This window comes from Arthrobacter sp. TMN-49, from assembly GCF_054511095.1.
This window is the reverse complement of record NZ_JBTNDH010000018.1, coordinates 1-18,286: the sequence shown is the minus strand read 5'-3', so window position 1 is coordinate 18,286 and position 18,286 is coordinate 1. Positions and strand designations below refer to the sequence as shown.

Sequence of the window (18,286 nt, the reverse complement as noted above, 5' to 3'; positions counted from 1 at the left end):
GCTGTTGCGAAGCTAAACCACTGGTGCGTCATACTGGCGCCACACAAAGGACCTGCGAAAGCTGGGGGACATGACCACATCCAAGGGGACCGGAACCTCTTCCGGCTCGACGGCGGCCAAGGCGGCGTTTGCCGAGCCCACCGACGACGTGGGCAAGAAGTGGATTTTCGCCGTCATTTTAGTCAACGTCGGCATCAACACCTCCTTTTTTGGTCCCATCCAAGTGCTGTTGGGGCAACAGGCCATAGCCATTGACGAGGCGGGCAAGGAAGGCATCCTTGCCCTTGTTACGGGGGCCGGAGCCGCCGTCTCCCTGGTGGCGAACCCGCTCTTTGGCACGTTCAGTGACAGGTCCGTCTCCCGCTTTGGCCGACGTGTTCCGTGGGTTTTCATCGGGGCCCTACTGGGGACCATAGGCCTGTTGGGGCTGACAGTTGCCCCGAGCGTTGCCGCCATGATGCTGCTGTGGTGCCTGGTCCAACTGGGCTGCAACGGCGCCCTCGCTGCGATTACTGCCGCCGTTCCCGACCAGGCCCCCGTCCATCAGCGGGGAACCATTGGCGGGCTGGCCTCCATGGGCACGGTGATTGGCATCTTGCTGGGCGCCGCGGTGGGTGCCGTGGTGGCCGGGAACTTCGCGCTCGGCTACGTCCTGTGCGCCGTTGCCCTGGTGGCCGGGATGGTGCCGTACCTGTTCTACTCCAATGACATTGTGCTGCCACGGGGGGAAAGGGTGCCGTTCACCTGGGCGGCCTTCATCAAGGGATTCTGGATTTCCCCGCGGCGTTACCCGGACTTTGCCTGGGCCTGGATCACCCGCTTCCTGGTCAACGTGGGCAACCACATGGTCACCTTGTATCTGCTGTTCTTCCTGCGCGACGCAGTTGGTTTTGCGAACCCCGAATTTGGTGTCCTGATCCTCACCGGCGTCTACGCGGTCTTGACCCTTGTCACCGCCGTGATTGGCGGACGCTGGTCCGACAAAGTGGGCCGGCGCAAGCCATTTGTTATCGGGTCCTCGGCGGTCATTGCCTTGGCGGCCCTGATTCTGGCCTTTGCGCCCACCTGGACGGGCGCGTTGATTGGAGCCGCCGTTCTGGGAGTTGGCTACGGGGCCTATTTGGCCGTCGACTTTGCTCTTCTGACACAGGTATTGCCCCATCCCGAGAGCCGGGGCAAGGATCTTGGCGTGATCAATGTTGCCAATTCACTGCCGCAGGTCATTGCCCCGCTCATCGCCTGGCCCTTGGTCACAGTCCTGGGCGGCTATGTGACGTTGTATGTGGCGGCGGCCCTGATCGGCTTGTTGGGTGCCGTCTTCGTGGTGAAGATCAAGGGCGTTGACTGACGGGGCTGCCCTACTGCCGCTTCCACTGACACCGTGTCGGCAATCCCTTGACACAATGTCAGTAAAGCTGATTGGCTAAGGGTACCTTTACCTAACTACGGAGTCCGTTTTGTCAGCACCAGATGTTCATGCTGTCCCGCCCGGCTCCTGCGAGACGCTGTCGCAGGAACTCAAAAACCACACCGCAGCAGCCCACCAGGCGGCCGAGGAATCGACCTTTGTGGCGGAGTTGATGGCTGGCGGCCTGGATGCGCCGGCCCTGGTGAGCCTGCTGGACCAAAGCTTGATCATTTACCGTGCCCTGGAAGAAGCCCTGGCCGCCCATGCGGACCACCCGCAACTGGGTGCGTTCATCGACCCGAAACTGGCGCGGGTTGCCGCCCTGGAGGCCGACATGAGCTACCATCATGGCGACGATTGGGAAGCCCAGCTGGTGGACGGTCGGATTGCCGTTGTCCCCGCCACGGCCGCCTACGCAGCAACCCTGACGGCTTTGGGTGGGCAGTCCGTTGAATTCCTGATGGCCCACCACTATGTGCGCTACATGGGCGATCTGTCCGGCGGTGTGATCATCTCGCGCATGGTTCAGCGCCACTACGGGATCGCCGATGAAGGGCTGAACTTTTACGCATTCAACGAGATCGCCAAGCCCAAACCGTACAAGGATGGCTACCGCGAACGCCTGGACAGCACTGACTTCAGCCGTGCCCAGAAGGACGCCATCGTGGCCTTCGCCGCGGAATCCTTTGAGCTGAACCGGGCAGTCTTTGTTGACCTTGCTGCTGCCCGCGCCTAGCTAGCGGACGACGGCGGGACTCACGTTCCGGCGTCGTCCTCGGGCCGTGGGAGGCAACGGTGGCTATTGTTGTTTCGCCACCTGGTAGCGGCCGTCAGCATACACAGTGGCAAAGCGGGTGCCGGGGAAGCGGGCTTCAGCCTCAGCGGCGGTAGCCGTGGGGGACAGGCCGGGGCGGCCGGAGACGTCCATCAAAACATAGTCCGGGGCGGGATTCTTGTTCCCGATCCAATACACTTCCGTGCGGTCAGCCAGGTAGCTCATCAGGGAAATATCTGTTTCAACTGTGACACCGTCGGGCACGGCCGCCAGCGCACTGTGCGAGGACGCGACGGCTGTGAGCGGGAAGTGTTTGGCCGGATCGGCCAGTTTTCCCAAGGCGTATTGGCTGGTCAGCACCACGGCAATCAGCGCAAGGGTGGCTCCCATGAGCAGCCGCAGCCGGGCCGAGTTGAGCACCGTGCGGCGGGACAGGGCGTCGATGGCGGCGCAGAAAACCACCGGCATCAGGACAGCACTGTACTGCCACTCCTGGCCCCAATAAACGGGCAGCTCCGAGAGGAAACGCCAGGCCAGGGTGGGCAATACGATGAGCGTCAACGGCGAGAACAGGCACAGGCCCGCGGTGATGACAATCAGCAACAGGACGGTGGCGACCTTGTCCGGGTGGAACAGTGACGCCGGGTCGCTGAGCAGCCCGGCAATGTTGAGTTGGCTTTGGTAAGCCCACTCAGCTCCGGGGTTCATGGCCGGCAAGATGACTTTGGTGGCCAGAATAAACCAGCCCACACCCCAGACGGAAAGCCACAAACCGGCCGCCGTGCGGGCCCGCCATGCCATGACCAGGCCAATGACAAAGACAGTCAGGCCCAAGTCTTCCTTGACAAAGACCAGGAGTGAAGCCCAAACCCAGGCTGAACGCCACCGCTCCTCCAGGAGCGCCACGAGCGACAGGGCCAACAGCGGAACGGCGAAGGCAATTTCATGGAACTGTGCGTCAACGGCCGACTGCAAGCCCCAGCTGAGGGCGTAGGCAACACCAAGGCAAACACCCGTCATGGCGCCGAACCGCTTGATCGCAAAGTGGCACATGACAACAACCGAGATGGCCAGCAGCACGTTCTGCACAACAAGCAAGGTGTAAGCGTTGGGGAACAGGCGGTACACGGGCCCCAGCAGCACCAGCAAGGGGTGGAAGTGGTCGCCCAGAAGATTGAAGCCTTCGCCCTTCAGGCTCACCACGGGAGGCCTGAAGTCGGCGTACGCCTTGGCCAGCTGGGTGAAGATACCCAAGTCCCAGGAGCGGATGGTGAAGCTTTGCCACTGCAGCCAGGAGTAGGCCGAATACACCGCCATGGCCAGGGCCCCCACCAGTGCCGAAAGAGCCGCAGGTGTTGTTGCGGCACGCTGAACGACTGTCCGCCGGCGCGGATTGGCCGGTGCGGGCGGAAGGTTTTTTTGCACAGTGGTCACTGTGAAAGTCTAGGCTGAGGGTGCGCGATCCCGGGCATTGTGAACCGTTAAGCCATCGCCGGAACCGGTGCAGGAGACTGCGGGGCGTGCGTGGAGCGTGGCGGACATCAATGAGTGACACTATTGCAGGATGGACGCACAGATCATCTGGACAATTGTTTGTGGCTTAGTTATTGCCGTGGGAGCTGCCGGAGTCATTGTTCCGGTCCTCCCTGGCAGCCTGCTCATTGGCGTCAGTGTGCTGGTGTGGGCGCTGGTACTTGGTTCGCCGCTGGGCTGGATAGTTTTCAGCATCGCTATACTCTTTGTTGCCGTCGGAATGGTGTCCAGTGCCGTCTTGACGGGGCGGGCCATGAAACGGCGCGCCATTCCGGGCAGGTCTGTGGTGATCGGGTTGGTGCTGGGGGTGGTGGGCTTCTTCGTGATCCCTGTGGTGGGTCTGCTGGTGGGCTTCGCTGTGGGCTTGTTTCTTTCAGAATTTGCCCGGCAGAAGGAGGTGCGCCCGGCCGTCTCTTCCTCTGTGGCCGCCCTCAAAGCCACCGGGGTGGGTATCTTGGTCGAGTTCGGGTGCGCCTCGTTGGCGGCGGGAACATGGGCCGCAGGGGTGTTGATTCACTTCCTGAACCGGTAACAGGGGCCTTACGGGACGTTCAAGCCCATCTTGATCTCCGCCATGCGGCCACCGCAGCGTTCATTGCCGGTCACGCGCGTCCAATTCAGTGCTGTTGATTGTGCGGCGAGCACATTGCCGGCCCGATCGAAAACCCTGAAACTGATGGCTGTGGGCGGTTGCGATCCCACATTGAGCCGCCAGGAACCGTCCTCTTGATGGGCCAGCAGCCGGGTACTTCCCGTGGCGCCCTGGGCAAAAGTGGGGGCCATGGGGACGCAGTCGCTGCCGGAGCAAGCCGTGACGCTTGCGGCCTTGGCGGACTCGCTCAAGGTAAGGGTGAGGTGGTTTTCCCAATTGGGTGCCGAGCAAGGGCGGACATCCCGATCAAGCACAATGGCGCCAATGATCAAGGACATGCAGAAGGCAGCCACCAGTGGAACCAGGACAAGTTCCACACGGCGTCGAGTAGTTGAAGCAACAGGCATGGGCTCATGCTACCGAAGGACTCTGACTGTTTCCCGCGAAAATGCCCGGATAATCCCGGGCGGGGCCCAAGGCCCAGATTCTCCGATTGTTGGGTGGCGTGCGCGGGGCGTGGGTGGGCCTGGGTACGGAATATGGATTGCCCACTAGGATCTGAACATGTCCTTAGTTGCTGACACCGTCCCGGTGCAACCGCCCTACCCATTCCCAGCACAGGGCGCACGCCTGCGTCCTGTCACCATGGCGGATGTGCCGGCAATCAACGACTATAGATCTCTTGCGCCGGTGGCCCGCTACCTGCCTCACCCACCGCATACAGTGGCCGACACCGAACTGACGCTGTCCGCCATGGTGGCCCAAAGGGCGTTGCGTATCCCGGGGCAGTGGCTGGACCTAGCCGTTGAATACGGGCCCTCTCATGAGGTTGTTGGGGAAGTTTTGTTGAAGTGGGACGCTGCCAATCCGCTCCGGGGCGAGATTGGATTTGTTTTTAGCCCCGCCGTGCAGGGCCGTGGCATTGCGTTTGCCGCGTGCACCGCCGCGTTGGAGATTGCCTTCAACCACTTTGGCTGGCACCGGGTGGAGGGCATCTGTGATGACCGCAATGAAAAATCGGCCGCTCTGATGACTCGGCTGGGCATGCGTTTGGAAGCACAATTCGTGGAAGCCGATTGGTGCAAGGGCGAGTGGATCACGCTGCGTCACTACGCCATCTTGAACCGGGAATGGCCCGTGCACCAGTGACGACGCGCAAGCCTTCACACGACACCAAGGCGTCCGGGCAGGCACACGTGCCGGCAGCTACGTCAAGGGAAGGGGACTAGATGGCGGCTAACGATCACGAGGTCGACGGCGTCAGCCGGCTGACGCTGCAGGTGCCCATGCGCTGGGGAGACATGGACGCCTATGGGCACATCAACAATGTTGAGGTCTTGCGGATCCTGGAGGAGGCGCGGGTGCATGCCTTCGGCCCGCCGGCAGGCACGGGCCTTCACGGTGTTGCCGTGGCCCGGCCCGTGTTTGCTGACCTGCCCGAAAACACTCAGGCGCTGGTGGCCGAACACCGGGTGAAGTATTTGACGCCGCTCAATTACCGCAATATTCCCGCCAGGGTGGAGGTGTGGATCAGTGCCATCAAGGGCGCAAGTTTCACGGTTGCCTACGCCATTTTTGATCCCGTCACGGCCGCCCAATGTGTTGTTGCCGAAACGGTGCTGGTCTTCCTTGATGCGACGAACGGTACGCTGGTAAGGATTTCTGCGGCGAAGCGGGCCCAGCTGCGGCCACTTCTGGGGCCCGGACACTTTCGCAGTTAGTACTTGTGAAATGTTTCTCGAGAAACCGCGTCACAGTCTCTTGACTTGGTGCTCCCTTTAAAAGTGGAGCTAGGGATTCCTTGTAAGGAGAGTTGGCGTGGATCGAGAAGGCATGTTGAAGCAACCCGAACCGTACGTCGGTCAGGCGCAGCCGCCTGAGGTCATGCCGCGCAGGGGGCTGACCCTGCTGCACACGACGTGCTCGGCGGTGGCAGGTTTGGGCCAGCTTGTCACCTTCACCAGCTATGTCATCAACGAAGGGTCCGAACCGCTAGAACACGTGCGCCTGGTGCTGATGTCGCTGAGCAACGCCAATATGGCACACTTGCGCTACAGTAGTTCGCCTGCCATCGAAGAGTTGAAGGTGGGCGCCCTTGCCCCGGCCGGCTACGCGAAGTGGCAATCCCAGTACACAGTCACCCAACTGGACGTTGCCGGCGGGGGTCCGGTGGTCAGTGCCATGGCCGTCATGGCCGTCGCCCAGGACGGAACGGAACTGCGTGATGAAGGTGATGTGGTCCTTGAGGTGGCATGGGGCGTCGATGCCGACTAGACCCCGGCACCAACGCAGGCGCCAGTACTTGGCGGCTGCGCCAGCGTCACCTAGGTGGAGGCTTTCGTGACAAGTATTCCGTCGGGGTCGGCATAGACCATGTCTCCGGGGGTGATGGTCACGCGGCCCAAATGCACGGGGACATCTTGACGGCCAATGCCGTGCTTGGCGCTCTTGGCCGGGTTGGTGCCGAGGGCCTTCACCCCCAGCGGAAGCGTCCGAATCACTTCACTGTCGCGGATAGCGCCGTAAATAATCACCCCGGACCAGCCATGATCCACCGCCGACTGGGCGATGATGTCCCCCAAGAGGGCGTTCTCTAGGGAGCCGCCGCCGTCGACCACCAGGACGGCGCCCCGGCCGGGGGTCGCCAACATTGTCTTGATGAGCGCGTTGTCCGCCGAGCATCGGATGGTGCGTGCCGGTCCGCTAAAGGCGGTTACGGCACCAAAATCCCGAAATTGTACTGACACGGAGGCCAGCTCCGGTCCTCGTTCGTCATAGAGATCTGCTGTGGAGATAGTCATGGGGCTCCCAACGCCGTTGTTAGTGATTCGCTCAGCATAAAGCGCGGGACCCTTGCAAAGCGAGGACCCGCCGATGTTGCGTTGCGCCGGGGTGCCCATAAGACTGGTCCTGAACGTGCCTCACGCCATCGCCCGACGCACCTGCACGAACTAGCTATTGATGATGGTGGGGCAAAGATGTCGGTGCAGGCCAGTCACATTGTGGGGGCACGCGGGCCTTGACGGGGCAGTTGCTGCGGGACGTCACGGGCGCCATGGGTGCCACTGAACAAACCCGGACCAGGGGTGGGGATGACGCGGGCCACCGGCGAAAACTACCGCCACGTGTTGGAGATTCTTGCCGATGCTGTGGATGGGCACGGTGGGCGGAAAGAGAGCGCTTTGGCGTCATTTGCCAAAAATCCAAGTAATAGGCGGGTAAGTTCGCCCACGTTCAGGCCTACTAGCGAGCTTTTGTGGCTAAAGTGGGGGACAAGAATTCCGCCGGTGCGCAAAGCACTGGTGTTGTGGAGAGTAATACTTTAAGGATGAATAATGGCTGGAATCATCATTGTCGGCGTAGACGGCAACTCAACGTCCATGAAGGCTGCCCGCGTTGCCGCTAACCTGGCCAAGGCTTTGGGTCACACCTTGCGTGTCGTGACAGCCTTCGGCGAGGACAAGACCGAAAAGGTTGCCATCGGCAATGACGAATGGTTCCTGTCCACAGCCGACGAGGCCGAGCGTGTTGCACAGCGTGTCGCCGAGGAACTGAAGATTTCCGGTGTCAAGACTGAGTACTCCTCGGCCCTGGGCAAGCCGGCAGACGTGCTGCTCGAAGAGGCCACCAAGCTCAATGCCGAATTGATTGTTGTGGGCAACGTCCGCATGCAGGGCCTGGCCCGCGTCCTTGGCTCAGTAGCCAACGCCGTGTCCCACAACGCCCCGTGCGACGTCTACATCGTCAAGACCGACGGCTAGACACACCCTTGCAAAACCCCTGCAGCGTTCAACGCTGCGGGGGTTTTGCGCTTTCTAGGCTCCGGGTGCTGGGGAATTCAGGATTCGCAGACGGTTCTGGTTAACATTTCTGCGTGCCAGGACGAACAAGATGCCCAAGTAGGCGAACATGAGGATCGGGCTCGCCCAGTTCGCGAAGGTGGAAAATTCATCGTTGCCGAGCAACGGCCCAAATAGCAGTGCCAGAAGCGTAAGGCAAAAGCCGTAGACAAGCACAGTAAGTGTTAGGAATTTTGTTCTCCACGCGAGGCGCCGGATTTCGCTTGAAACAGACATCATGATTTGTTCCCCCTTTTAATAGCCCAGCTTTCCGGCAAGTCTAGGGCACAGCGGATTCCGTATCCGCGCCGAGGGCGCCGGCAGCAGTTGTCAGCGGTATTTGCGGTGCTGGTTTTCGTGGGTGGACGGCCCGGGGGCGGCATCGGCGATCCAGGGGCCGGTGCCTTCCGAGGGGTCAAGGACTCCCTCCTCCAGCCAGGTGAACGTCCCCGCCAGCAGTTCCTCACTCAACGACGTATCCGAATCGTCGGTGTTGTGCCAGAGATCGCTGAACAGCGCCTCGACGCGAAGCCTGGACTGCCACGCGAAGGCGTCTGCCAGGTGCGCCGCCGAGCGGCCTTGGGTGGTGTCCTTGAGCCGGAGCATCTCGGCACGGGAGCAGCAGGCGGCGATGGCGAAAAGTTCCGCACCAATATCCACTATCCGCGCCAGAAACGCTTGCTTGTACTCAAGCTTTCCCTGCCAGCGGCCCATGGCGTAAAACGTTTGCCGGGCCAGTTTCCGTGACTCACGTTCCACAAAACGCAGATGCTTGGCGAGCGGGCCAAAATCGCTATAGGACCGCGGATCCATACCCTTTCCCACCACCAACTGCGGTAACCATTTGGCATAGAAGCCGCTGGCTCCGATGGCCGCCTTGCCCTTTTCCGCCAGGCTTGCGGTGGTTGACGCCAGATCGCCCGCTGCGGCCAGGTGCGCGTCAACTGCCTCACGGGCGATGAGCAGGTGCATGATCTCCGTGGAGCCTTCAAAAATCCTGTTGATGCGCAGATCGCGTAAGAGCTGTTCGGCAGGAACCGCACGTTCGCCGCGGGCCGCCAGGGATGCCGCAGTCTCATAGCCGCGGCCGCCACGAATCTGGACCAGCTCGTCGGCGCACTTGTAGGAGAACTCGGAGGACCACAGTTTGGCCAGCGCCGCCTCAATGCGCACATCCTTCATGCCGGTGTCGGCCAAGGCAGCCGACAGCTCAAAAACGGCTTCCAGGGCGAAAGCGGTGGCAGCCATGAAAGCCAGTTTCTTGCCGACAGCCTCATGCCGGCCCACGGGGAGCCCCCACTGTGTGCGGGCACCGGACCATTCCCTGGCGATCTTCAGCGACCATTTAGCCGCACCGGCTGCCATTGCCGGGATGGACAGGCGCCCCGTATTCAAGGTTGTCAGGGCGATCTTCAGGCCCTGGCCTTCGCGGCCCAAGCGATTCTCGGCCGGGACGCGCACCTGGTGGAAGCGCGTCACGCCATTTTCGATGCCGCGCAAACCCATGAACTCGTTGCGGTTTTCCACCGTGATGCCGGGGGAGTCGGCCTCAACCACAAAGGCCGTGATCCCCCCGGTCGGCCGCCCTGCCGCATCCGGCCCCCGGGAGGGGACAAGGGCCATGACCACCACAAGCTCGGCAATGACGCCGTTGGTGGTCCACAGCTTCACGCCGTCCACAATGTACTCCGAGCCGTCTTGTGACGGAACAGCGAGGCAGCCCATGCGGGCCGGGTCGGAGCCCACGTCCGGTTCCGTCAACAGAAAGGCTGTGACGGCCCCGGCCGCACAGCGGGGAAGGTACCTTTGTTTTTGTTCAGCCGTGCCAAATACTTTGACGGGCTCCGGCACGCCAATGGATTGGTGTGCCGAAACGAGCGCACCGAAGGCGGGGTGGACACTGCCAAGGATGGCCAGCGCCCTGCCGTAGTACGTCAGATTCAGGCCCAGACCACCGTATTCAACCGGGATTTTCATGCCGAACACGCCCAGCTCCGCTAGGCCGGCCAGATACTCGTTGGGGATCTTTGCATCCCGTTCGATCCGGGTGCCATCCATGGTCCTGGCATAGGCTTCCACCTGCTCCAGGAATGCTTCTCCACGTACGGTATCGGCGGCCGAGGAGACTGGGTGGGGGTGGATGAGGCCAACATTAAAGTCGCCAAGGTACAGGCCCTTGGCAAAACTGGGGCGCTCCCACGCGGTTTCTCGTGCAGCCTCTGCGGCCTTTCTTGCATCCTCGGCAGTGACCTGCGCTCCGGCGGCATCAATGTCTGCGCTCATGGCTTCCTCTCTTCCGCCAGCGGCGCGATAACCGCAGGCCGGTGGATCCGGGACATCGCTTCGTTTCATGAGAGCCTACTCCCCGGTAGGCGCGGGGGCTAGGGCTCCCAGTGGGAGGGTCCGAGCCCAGGGCCGCGGGGTGCCAGGGCGCAAGGAGCCCCGGCACACACGTGTATGCCGGGGCTGTTGAATTGTTGGAGGTTAGCGGCGTACCTCGGTGATCCCGCGGGCGGCGAGGTATCCGGCGTCGGAGGTCTTGGCGGAACGCACCAGGGCGGGTTTCGCCCCCGTGGCGGCCACGTCTAACCAGGCTGCGAAAAGCTCTTCGGCGGGGTCGGCCACTGAGCGGCCAACGCCCGTGGCTTCATTGCCCGGGTCGAAGGAGAGCGCCGAGGTGCGCGGCGAGATGGCTGTGGGATTGGTTTTTTCTGCGGCGATCAGCTCGGCCAGGCGCAGCCCGGCAGGCTTGGGGCGGCGCTGCGAATCCAGCAAGCCCAGGGTGTATTCCAGCTCCGGGAAGTCGGCCAGCTTGCGGCTGACATCGTGCGAGCACCACCAGGTGACACCCCACAGATTGGGCGTGTCTAGTACGGGGCGCAGGCTCTGCTCGAGGAAGTCGCCCGCGCCGTCGAACGGAACGGCGGGGTACGGGGCACCAATTTCCTGCAACCAGATGGGCCGGGCGGGGTCATCGGCATAGGCGTCGGCCAGCTGGATCAGGTAGTCGGCAAAGAGGGTGCGGGCCGGGTGGCCTTGCGGGAAGAGGTGCGCCACGGCCACAAACACCCAGGAGTGCACAGTGGTGACGTCGCCCAGGGTGGCTGCGTGGTGTGGCGTGACCGGGCAGCTGTCCACAAACCAGGCGTTGTCATCAAAGCTGTGCTGGTGCATGCCCGTGGGCCAGGCCTTGCGGGCCGCAGCCAGCAGGGTGTTGAACCATTCGCGCATTTCATCCGGCGAGGTGAGCTGCTGGTCCGGGTGCCGTGCCACAGCGAACTGGTTGGTCTCATTGCCCACAGTCATGCCCAGCACATTGGGGCGGGAGGTGACCTCGGCGGCCAGCGCCGTGATGAGCGCAGTCTCCGCTTCGACCACCAACGCGTCGGTGTAGATGTTGCGGCGGTGCCAGCTGGTCACCCAGGCAGGCAGGAAATCGTAGCTGGAGAGGTGACCTTGCAGGCCGTCCACCGATACGTCTAGCCCGAATTCGCCGGCGGCGTCCACCACCTTGCCCACATCGGCGATGCCGGCCGGGCGGATCAATGAGCGGTTCGGTTGCAGCAGCGGCCACAGCGGGAAAATGCGCACGTGGTCCAGACCAAGGGCGGCAATCGACTCAAAGTCAGCCCGCACGGCGTCCAGGTCAAAGTCCTGCCACGAGTGGAACCAGCCTTCACTGGGGGTGTAGTTCACACCCCAGCGCAGGGGATTGGCCCGGGCGGACCGTGAAGGGGTTGCGGCATTGGCGGGTGTCATTTACTGCCCCTCTGCACACGCAAAGTCAGAATTTGGAAGGGACGCAGGGCAAGCCGGATCGTGCCGGCGCCGGACGCTGAAACGGTGAGGGAGCCGGCGTCGTAGGGCTGTTCCAGCAAGTTGTTCTCCGCAACGGCGGCCACCGGGAAGGACGTATTCAGCGTCACCGAGGCGCGGGCACCGAGGGGCTCGTACAGCCGCACAATGACGTCGCCGCTGCCATCGTCGGCCAGCTTCACGGCCTCAATCAGCGCGGCCTGCGTATCGGTGCTGACCAGGGGTTCGACGGCGGCACCATCGGCTGGCACGCCGCGCCACGGCAAGTTCAGCTCATAACCGGCCGCCACGGCATCGTCGACGTCTGCGCCCACCACGAGCCCGTAGCTGAAGGAATGAGGGCCCTGATCCGTCTCCGGATCGGGAAAACGCGGCCCGCGCAGCAGGGAGAGGCGAACGGTGGTGAAGCTTGAGCCGTTGGCGCCGGGATGGCGGGAAACGTCGTGCCCGTAGGTGGAATCGTTGATGACGGCCGCGCCAAAACCTGGCTCGCCCACATGCACCCAGCGGTGTGCGCACACCTCAAAGCGGGCGTTGTCCCAGGACGTGTTTTCGTGCGTGGCGCGCTGGATGTGCCCGTACTGCGTCTCAAAACGGGCATGGTCGGCGTGCACATCAAGCGGGAACGCGGCCTTCAGCAGCGTCTCCTGCTCGTGCCAGTCGACGTCGGTGAAGACCGTGATGACCTTCGAATCCGGGGAAATGCGCACCCGCTGGGCGATGTGCGACTTCCGGAAACTGCGCTTGATGGTGATCTCGGGCTGGTCGCCCAGCATCGTGACCTCCATCGAATCCAGTTCGCGAAGGTCCGTCACAGTGTTCTTGTAGAACTCGTCAATGTCCCAGGCGTCCCACATATTGGGGAAGTCGGCGTGCAGCTGCAGCAGGTTGGCGCCCTGCCCGGCCGGCACCAGCTCGCGGTCCGCCGCAACGTCCAGGATGGAGCTGATGACGCCGTCCGCCCCGAAGCGGACGCTGATGAGCCCGTTATGTACGACGACGTCACTTCCGTCGCGTTCCACCGTCACCTTCGTTGTGGGTGGCGCCGCGACGCCTGCGCTGAGCGGGGCGATGCCGCGGCGCGGATAGGGGGAGGCGTTGAAAAGCGTGGCATTGTCGAAACGCTGGACCTGGGGCCCCGAGCGCGAGGGGCCCCCAACCGAGCTTGCGAGGTCGGGGAGCGCTTGGGGATCGACCCACGGCGCCAGCGCGAGCAGCGCCGGGCCGATGATGTCCTCGAGCTCGGCAGCGATCGTCGCGTACTGTGCGGCGGCCTCGCGGTGCACCCACGCGATCGAGGAGCCGGGGAGGATGTCGTGGAACTGGTTCAGCAACACCAGCTTCCAGAGCCTGTCCAATTCGGCGTAGGGATAGTCGAGCAGGCCGCGCACGGCGGCCGTGGCGCACCACAGCTCGGCCTCACGAAGCAGATGTTCGCTGCGGCGGTTCCCCTGTTTAGTCAGCGCCTGTGACGTGTAGGTGCCGCGGTGCAATTCCAGGTACAGCTCGCCCTTCCACACCGGCGCGTGGGGGTATTCGGCCTGCGCCGCCGTGAAGAATTCCGCGGGTGTAGCAATCGTGACCTGTGCGGAGCCCTCAAGGTTCTTGGTGCGCTTGGCGCGGGCCAGCATTTCGCGCGTGGGCCCGCCTCCGCCGTCGCCCCAGCCAAAGGGCACCAGCGAAGTCTTTGCCGCCCCCTTGTCGCGGAAATTGTTGACCGCGTGCGCCAGTTCCGCGCCGGATAGCTGGGCGTTGTACGTGTCCACGGGCGGGAAGTGGGTGAATACCCGGGTCCCGTCAATGCCCTCCCAATTAAAAGTGTGGTGCGGGAACTTGTTGACGGTGTTCCAGGAGATTTTCTGCGTCAGGAACCACTTGGCGCCCGCCTGCTTCACAATTTGCGGTAGTGCGGCGGAGTAGCCAAAGGAGTCCGGCAGCCACACCTCCTGGCACTCGATGCCAAAGTTCTCCCGGAAGAACCTCTGCCCGAACGTGAATTGGCGGGCCATGGCCTCACCGCCCACCATGTTGGTGTCCGACTCCACCCACATGCCGCCCACAGGGATAAAACGGCCCTGCGCCACGGCGTCCCTCACCTTGGCGAACACCTCTGGCCGATGCTCCTTGAGCCACTCGTATTGTTGCGCGGAGGACATGGCGAATTGGAACTCGGGGTTCTCCTCCAGCAGGTTCACCATATTGGAGGCCGTGCGGGCCACCTTGCGCACCGTTTCCCGCACGGGCCACAGCCACGCCGAGTCAATGTGTGCGTGCCCGATGGCTGTGAGCTGGTGGGCGCTGGCGTTGGCTGGCTGGGCCAGCACCTCGGCAAGCTGTCCGCGGGCCGCGGCGGCCGTGCCGGGTATGTCTGACAGTGCGACGGCGTCGAGCGCACGTTCGATCGCATACAAAATGTCCCAGCGGCGCGGGTTGCCCAGATCCAGCTCGGCCTGGAGCTGGTCCAGGACCTCAAGATCGGCCACCAGCTCCCACACCTCGGTGTTGAAAATGTTGATGTCGGCCCGGCTCATGGTGTAGCGCGGGGCGTCGCCGGCAGTGGACTTCTCGCCCAGCGCGGTGGGGATGAAGGGGTTGTCGGTGAACACAAAAGGATTCGCCGCCGCCTCAACAAACATGTCGATGGTCTCCCCGCCCTGGGCCTGCTGTGAGACAGGAATCCAGGTGTTGAGCGGGTTCAGTGCCTTGACTGTTGTGCCGTCCGGGCGGTACACCAGCCCCTCCGCCTGAAAACCCGGCCACGCCTGGCTGAAACCCAGATCCACCACGAGTTCCACCTTGTGGCCGCGGGCCTGCGGCGGCACCGTGCCGGTGACGTGGATCCAGCTGGTGCCCCACGCCGGGCCCCACTGCTGGCCCACGGCGAACGGCTGATAGTCCACACCGTCGGCAGGTCCTGCGGGGGGCAGCGCAACTGAAGGAGCAACCGGTTCGCCCTGGCCACCTTCCACATGCCAGGCACTCAGCTCCAACGGGGCAACGGGGGTGTGGATCGCGGGGATGATCCGTTCCGTGAGGACTCGCTTGAGCCGGTTTTGGATCAGGCCGTGTTTGTCATGCATGTGCGTCAAACCTTCCAGGGGCGGGCAGCGGAGCCGCTGAAATGTCAGTCTAGTGCGGGCAGTCTCTCCGGGTGCGAATATGCTGTTGTGTTCCATCAGCTGAGGAGAAACCGAACTGGCCAGCATCTTCCATGAGGGCGTGCGCAACACACTGAGCTGCTCCGTGAAACCCTGCAACGTGGTGGCAGGGGGCCGGGGCGTGGCGTCAAGGGCATGACCTGGGCGGACTTCCGGCCCAGCGATGACGCCGAGCTCGCCGCCGACGCTGCCGCCGACGGGTGGGATCGACCCGGGCGACCCGTACTACCTTGCCGCCCGTGCCTTCATTCTCAGCCCAGAGAACCCGTTTTTGCTTTAAGCGCACCCACGCAGCCGGGATAGGGAGCCCGCATACGCCGCCGGGCTACATCTGGCTTATTGCCCTGGTTCTCCTGGGCCAACTCCATGTTTGCCGCATTGCTGCTGGACTATTGTGAACTGGGCCGCTGAAATGCCGTGTCGGCAGCGGGGCGGAATGCGCAGCGGCCCGCGCGTTCCTTAGAGTGGGTGCATGACGTCAACAGAGCAGCCAGTATCCACTACGTCCCGTGGCTTGACCACCGAACCATTTGCCCCCGTTCGGGAGCTTTTTGATTCCATGCTCAGCTCCGATCCCGGCTACAGTGCGCAACTGGCCGTCTACCTCAACGGTGCCAAGGTGGTTGACCTGGTGGGCGGGCCGGACTCCGCAGCTGATTCGCTGACCGGCGTGTTTTCCTGCTCAAAGGGTGTTGCGGCGCTCGCGTTCAGCCTGCTGGTTCAGGACGGCTTGATCGATCTGGACGCCGCGGTGGCCACGTACTGGCCTGAGTTTAGCCAAAACGGCAAGCACCAGGTGACTGTGCGCCAGCTGCTCTCACACCAAGCCGGTCTGGTGGGTGTGCAGGGCGGCTTTGCCATGGAGGAGTACAACGATTTGCCGGCGGTGGCGGCCCGGCTGGCTGCATTGGCGTCCATGTGGCGCCCCGGAAGCGGCACCTTTGGCTACCACGCCCTCACCATGGGTGTATTCCTCGAAGAACTGTGCCGCCGTGTCACCGGTGAGCGGCTGCAAGATCTGTACGAAGAACGTATCAGGGCGCCCTTTGCCGCGGATATGTTCCTGGGCCTGCCTGAATCCGAGGAGCCGCGGTTCCGGCCGGTGCTCTATACTAAGGAGTCGCCTGCCAGTTTTACGGATCCGGGCTCCATTGCTGGGGTTTCTGGCAATGTGCAGGCCGGAAACTTGCTGGAATTGCCCAATATTCGTAGCATCCGCGCCGCGGGTAGTTCTAGCGGTGCCGGAGTGGGCTCTGCCGACGGCCTGGCCCGTGTCTACGCCGGCGCCATCACCGGGATCGAGGGACGGGACGCGTATCTCACGCCGGAGACCATTGCCCTCATGAGCGAGGAGCAGGTGTGGGGTGTGGACAGGGTTTTTTGCGACACGGGCGCTTTCGCCATCACCTTTATGAAGTCGCACCCGCGCATGGACTTCGGCAGCGCTCAAGCCTTTGGGCACGACGGCGCCAACGCGGCTTTAGGATTGGCGGACCCCCTGTACGGGGTTGGCTTTGGCTACGTTCCGGCGTGGAACGAGGAAGGCGGCACGGGCGGCCGAGCCATGCAACTCAGTGCGGCTGTGCGGAAAGCAATTCTGGGCTAACTGCAATGCCGTTTACTTAGCCCGTTTTGGGTATGCGTTTGAGTGGCCATCCGGACATTTTGCGTTTGACGTCGCGTGGATTGATGCGGGGCCGGCGTGGTGGTAGTAGTTCGTGGAGGACTTCTTGGCAGAAGTTCGCGAAGGCTTCAGTTAGCTTTTGAGGGGGAAAAAGCCGGGCGCTCGGCGAGTGATCGCCGGGCAGCCCGGAGGGTGCGTGTGAAGGAAAACCCTAGGGGGTCCTCGTCGAAGTCCTGGGCGATGGCGCCAATGAGGGACCGGATGGCGTAATGCACGCATAGGTAGCCGTAGATTTCCTGGAGGACGCCGTCAGGGGTTTTTGACCGCAGCACCATGCCAGGGCCTCGTTGGTGGGTTTTGAGTTCATCGAAGCAAGACTCAATTTCCCAGCGCTGGGCGTAGGCTTCGGCGAGGTCCTGGGCGCTGGCCGCGGTGGGATCCAAAACGGTGGTGATGAGCCGAAACTCGCTCAGATGCTCCCCCGTGGCAACGGTGTATTCGATGACCCGAACCCGGATCGGATCCGTAGTATTGCGCCGGGCCTTGGCATCGGCATAAAGGGTTGAAAGGTAGGAGCCATCCGGCAGTTCCGCTTCCACGGGAAGGACGCTGTTCTTCTTCATCCGCCATAACAGCGCAGCCCCCGTTGCGGCACTGTCCACCCAGGCTCGGTAGCTGAAGAAGCCACGATCAGCCATGAGTAGCATGGTCGAATCAAGTTCCGCGTGCAGGCCCGGATACATGTCCTGCTCGGCCGTGGAGTAGCCGGAGACCACGGCGCCAATCACGGCATGCGTTCCACACTCCACCAAGCCCAGCACACGGGCCTGCGGGAAGGCGCTCTTGATCTCCGTTTTCGTGCCCGGACGCCCATAGAACCGTTCATTGACGGGCGAATCGGCGATATCCAGGCAAGTCCCGTCAACGCTGACCAACCGCCACGAGGACAGGAATCCCGGGCCGCCGCGGACAGCCAGGGGATTGGCAACTTCGGCAAACAACTCAATCATCACCTTGGAGCCCAACCGGGTGCGAGCCTTGAAGATCGCCGCCTTCGTCGGCACCTGCCACGGCCGGAACCGGCCCGTCACCCACTTCAGCCCAGCCAGCAAGGACCGCATGACTTCCTCATAGGAACCAGAGGAAAATAGCGCTAGGGCCATCACGTAATAGACCATCAACCGCGACGGCAACAAGCGGCTGCGCTGTTCACCAGCCCCGGCCCGCTCGATCACAGCATCCACAACACCAGGAGTAAAAACTCTCGTCAAAACACCCAATGAGACATGATCACTCAACCGTTCAGGACCCTCCGGGGTTGCCCATCCACTACGCGCCATGCAAAAATATTAACACAACTGCGCTAAGTAAACGGTATTGGGGCTAACTGCCAGAAATCTGTGTCGCAGTTGTTGGATTCGCCGTCGGAATGGGCGAGTTACAGGGATCGTTGCAACACTCCATACCTTTTGGAGTTGCGATACCGATGGAGTCTTCATCAATTAATGAAGCTTTTTTAGAGAAAATGTCATCGCCGGAAG

15 protein-coding genes are annotated in these 18,286 nt (G+C 62.6%); 8 read left to right on the top strand and 7 right to left on the bottom strand.

Going from position 1 to position 18,286, the window contains the following annotated elements:
• Nucleotides 1-70 precede the first annotated feature (70 nt).
• Both ACX80E_RS10000 and ACX80E_RS09995 read left to right on the top strand, forming a co-directional pair.
• Nucleotides 71-1,348, top strand: a complete 1,278-nt coding sequence (locus ACX80E_RS10000; RefSeq protein WP_459301768.1) for an MFS transporter — start codon at nucleotides 71-73, stop codon at nucleotides 1,346-1,348.
• Between the two features lie 109 nt (nucleotides 1,349-1,457).
• Nucleotides 1,458-2,144 (top strand): biliverdin-producing heme oxygenase, encoded by a 687-nt coding sequence (locus tag ACX80E_RS09995; protein WP_459301767.1) that lies wholly within the window; start codon nucleotides 1,458-1,460, stop codon nucleotides 2,142-2,144.
• A 63-nt stretch (nucleotides 2,145-2,207) separates the two neighbouring features.
• Here the strand turns inward: ACX80E_RS09995 and ACX80E_RS09990 are convergent, their stop codons facing one another.
• A complete protein-coding gene (locus ACX80E_RS09990; RefSeq protein ID WP_459301766.1) occupies nucleotides 2,208-3,617 on the bottom strand; it encodes a DUF2079 domain-containing protein in 1,410 nt (469 codons plus the stop codon).
• A gap of 130 nt (nucleotides 3,618-3,747) precedes the next feature.
• Between ACX80E_RS09990 and ACX80E_RS09985 the strand changes: the two genes are divergently transcribed.
• The gene (locus ACX80E_RS09985; protein ID WP_459301765.1) at nucleotides 3,748-4,248 is read left to right on the top strand and encodes a DUF456 domain-containing protein; all 501 of its coding nucleotides are present in this window, start codon (nucleotides 3,748-3,750) and stop codon (nucleotides 4,246-4,248) included.
• Between the two features lie 8 nt (nucleotides 4,249-4,256).
• Here ACX80E_RS09985 and ACX80E_RS09980 read toward each other — a convergent pair whose 3' ends face one another.
• Nucleotides 4,257-4,715 carry a hypothetical protein gene (locus ACX80E_RS09980; RefSeq protein WP_459301764.1) on the bottom strand — a complete coding sequence of 153 codons (459 nt, stop codon included), beginning with the start codon at nucleotides 4,713-4,715 and terminating at the stop codon, nucleotides 4,257-4,259.
• 157 nt (nucleotides 4,716-4,872) lie between these two features.
• Between ACX80E_RS09980 and ACX80E_RS09975 the strand changes: the two genes are divergently transcribed.
• From ACX80E_RS09975 to ACX80E_RS09965, 3 genes are all read left to right on the top strand, one after another.
• On the top strand, nucleotides 4,873-5,457 hold the full coding sequence (locus ACX80E_RS09975; protein ID WP_459301763.1) for a GNAT family N-acetyltransferase: 585 nt from the start codon (nucleotides 4,873-4,875) through the stop codon (nucleotides 5,455-5,457).
• An 80-nt stretch (nucleotides 5,458-5,537) separates the two neighbouring features.
• Nucleotides 5,538-6,029 (top strand): acyl-CoA thioesterase, encoded by a 492-nt coding sequence (locus ACX80E_RS09970; protein WP_459301762.1) that lies wholly within the window; start codon nucleotides 5,538-5,540, stop codon nucleotides 6,027-6,029.
• Nucleotides 6,030-6,126: 97 nt separating this feature from the next.
• Nucleotides 6,127-6,582 carry a hypothetical protein gene (locus ACX80E_RS09965; RefSeq protein ID WP_459301761.1) on the top strand — a complete coding sequence of 152 codons (456 nt, stop codon included), beginning with the start codon at nucleotides 6,127-6,129 and terminating at the stop codon, nucleotides 6,580-6,582.
• Between the two features lie 50 nt (nucleotides 6,583-6,632).
• On the opposite strand, the gene rraA is transcribed toward ACX80E_RS09965, so the two are convergent.
• Nucleotides 6,633-7,109 carry a ribonuclease E activity regulator RraA gene (gene rraA / locus ACX80E_RS09960; protein ID WP_459301760.1) on the bottom strand — a complete coding sequence of 159 codons (477 nt, stop codon included), beginning with the start codon at nucleotides 7,107-7,109 and terminating at the stop codon, nucleotides 6,633-6,635.
• A 534-nt stretch (nucleotides 7,110-7,643) separates the two neighbouring features.
• Between rraA and ACX80E_RS09955 the strand changes: the two genes are divergently transcribed.
• A complete protein-coding gene (locus ACX80E_RS09955) occupies nucleotides 7,644-8,069 on the top strand; it encodes a universal stress protein (protein WP_459301759.1) in 426 nt (141 codons plus the stop codon).
• A gap of 408 nt (nucleotides 8,070-8,477) precedes the next feature.
• Here the strand turns inward: ACX80E_RS09955 and ACX80E_RS09950 are convergent, their stop codons facing one another.
• The 3 genes from ACX80E_RS09950 to ACX80E_RS09940 all read right to left on the bottom strand — a co-directional run bounded on the left by ACX80E_RS09950 (nucleotide 8,478) and on the right by ACX80E_RS09940 (nucleotide 15,043).
• Nucleotides 8,478-10,430 (bottom strand): acyl-CoA dehydrogenase family protein, encoded by a 1,953-nt coding sequence (locus ACX80E_RS09950; RefSeq protein WP_459301758.1) that lies wholly within the window; start codon nucleotides 10,428-10,430, stop codon nucleotides 8,478-8,480.
• 201 nt (nucleotides 10,431-10,631) lie between these two features.
• On the bottom strand, nucleotides 10,632-11,906 hold the full coding sequence (locus tag ACX80E_RS09945; protein ID WP_459301757.1) for a glycoside hydrolase 5 family protein: 1,275 nt from the start codon (nucleotides 11,904-11,906) through the stop codon (nucleotides 10,632-10,634).
• Entirely contained in the window at nucleotides 11,903-15,043 is a 3,141-nt protein-coding gene (locus ACX80E_RS09940; protein ID WP_459301756.1) for an alpha-mannosidase, read from the bottom strand. Before ACX80E_RS09940 ends, ACX80E_RS09945 begins: the two co-directional genes overlap by 4 nt.
• Nucleotides 15,044-15,593: 550 nt before the next feature.
• Between ACX80E_RS09940 and ACX80E_RS09935 the strand changes: the two genes are divergently transcribed.
• Nucleotides 15,594-16,727, top strand: coding sequence for a serine hydrolase domain-containing protein (locus ACX80E_RS09935; protein ID WP_459301755.1), 1,134 nt, complete (start codon nucleotides 15,594-15,596; stop codon nucleotides 16,725-16,727).
• Nucleotides 16,728-16,873: 146 nt separating this feature from the next.
• On the opposite strand, the gene ACX80E_RS09930 is transcribed toward ACX80E_RS09935, so the two are convergent.
• Nucleotides 16,874-18,085 (bottom strand): IS4 family transposase, encoded by a 1,212-nt coding sequence (locus tag ACX80E_RS09930; protein WP_459301754.1) that lies wholly within the window; start codon nucleotides 18,083-18,085, stop codon nucleotides 16,874-16,876.
• Nucleotides 18,086-18,286: the final 201 nt, after the last annotated feature.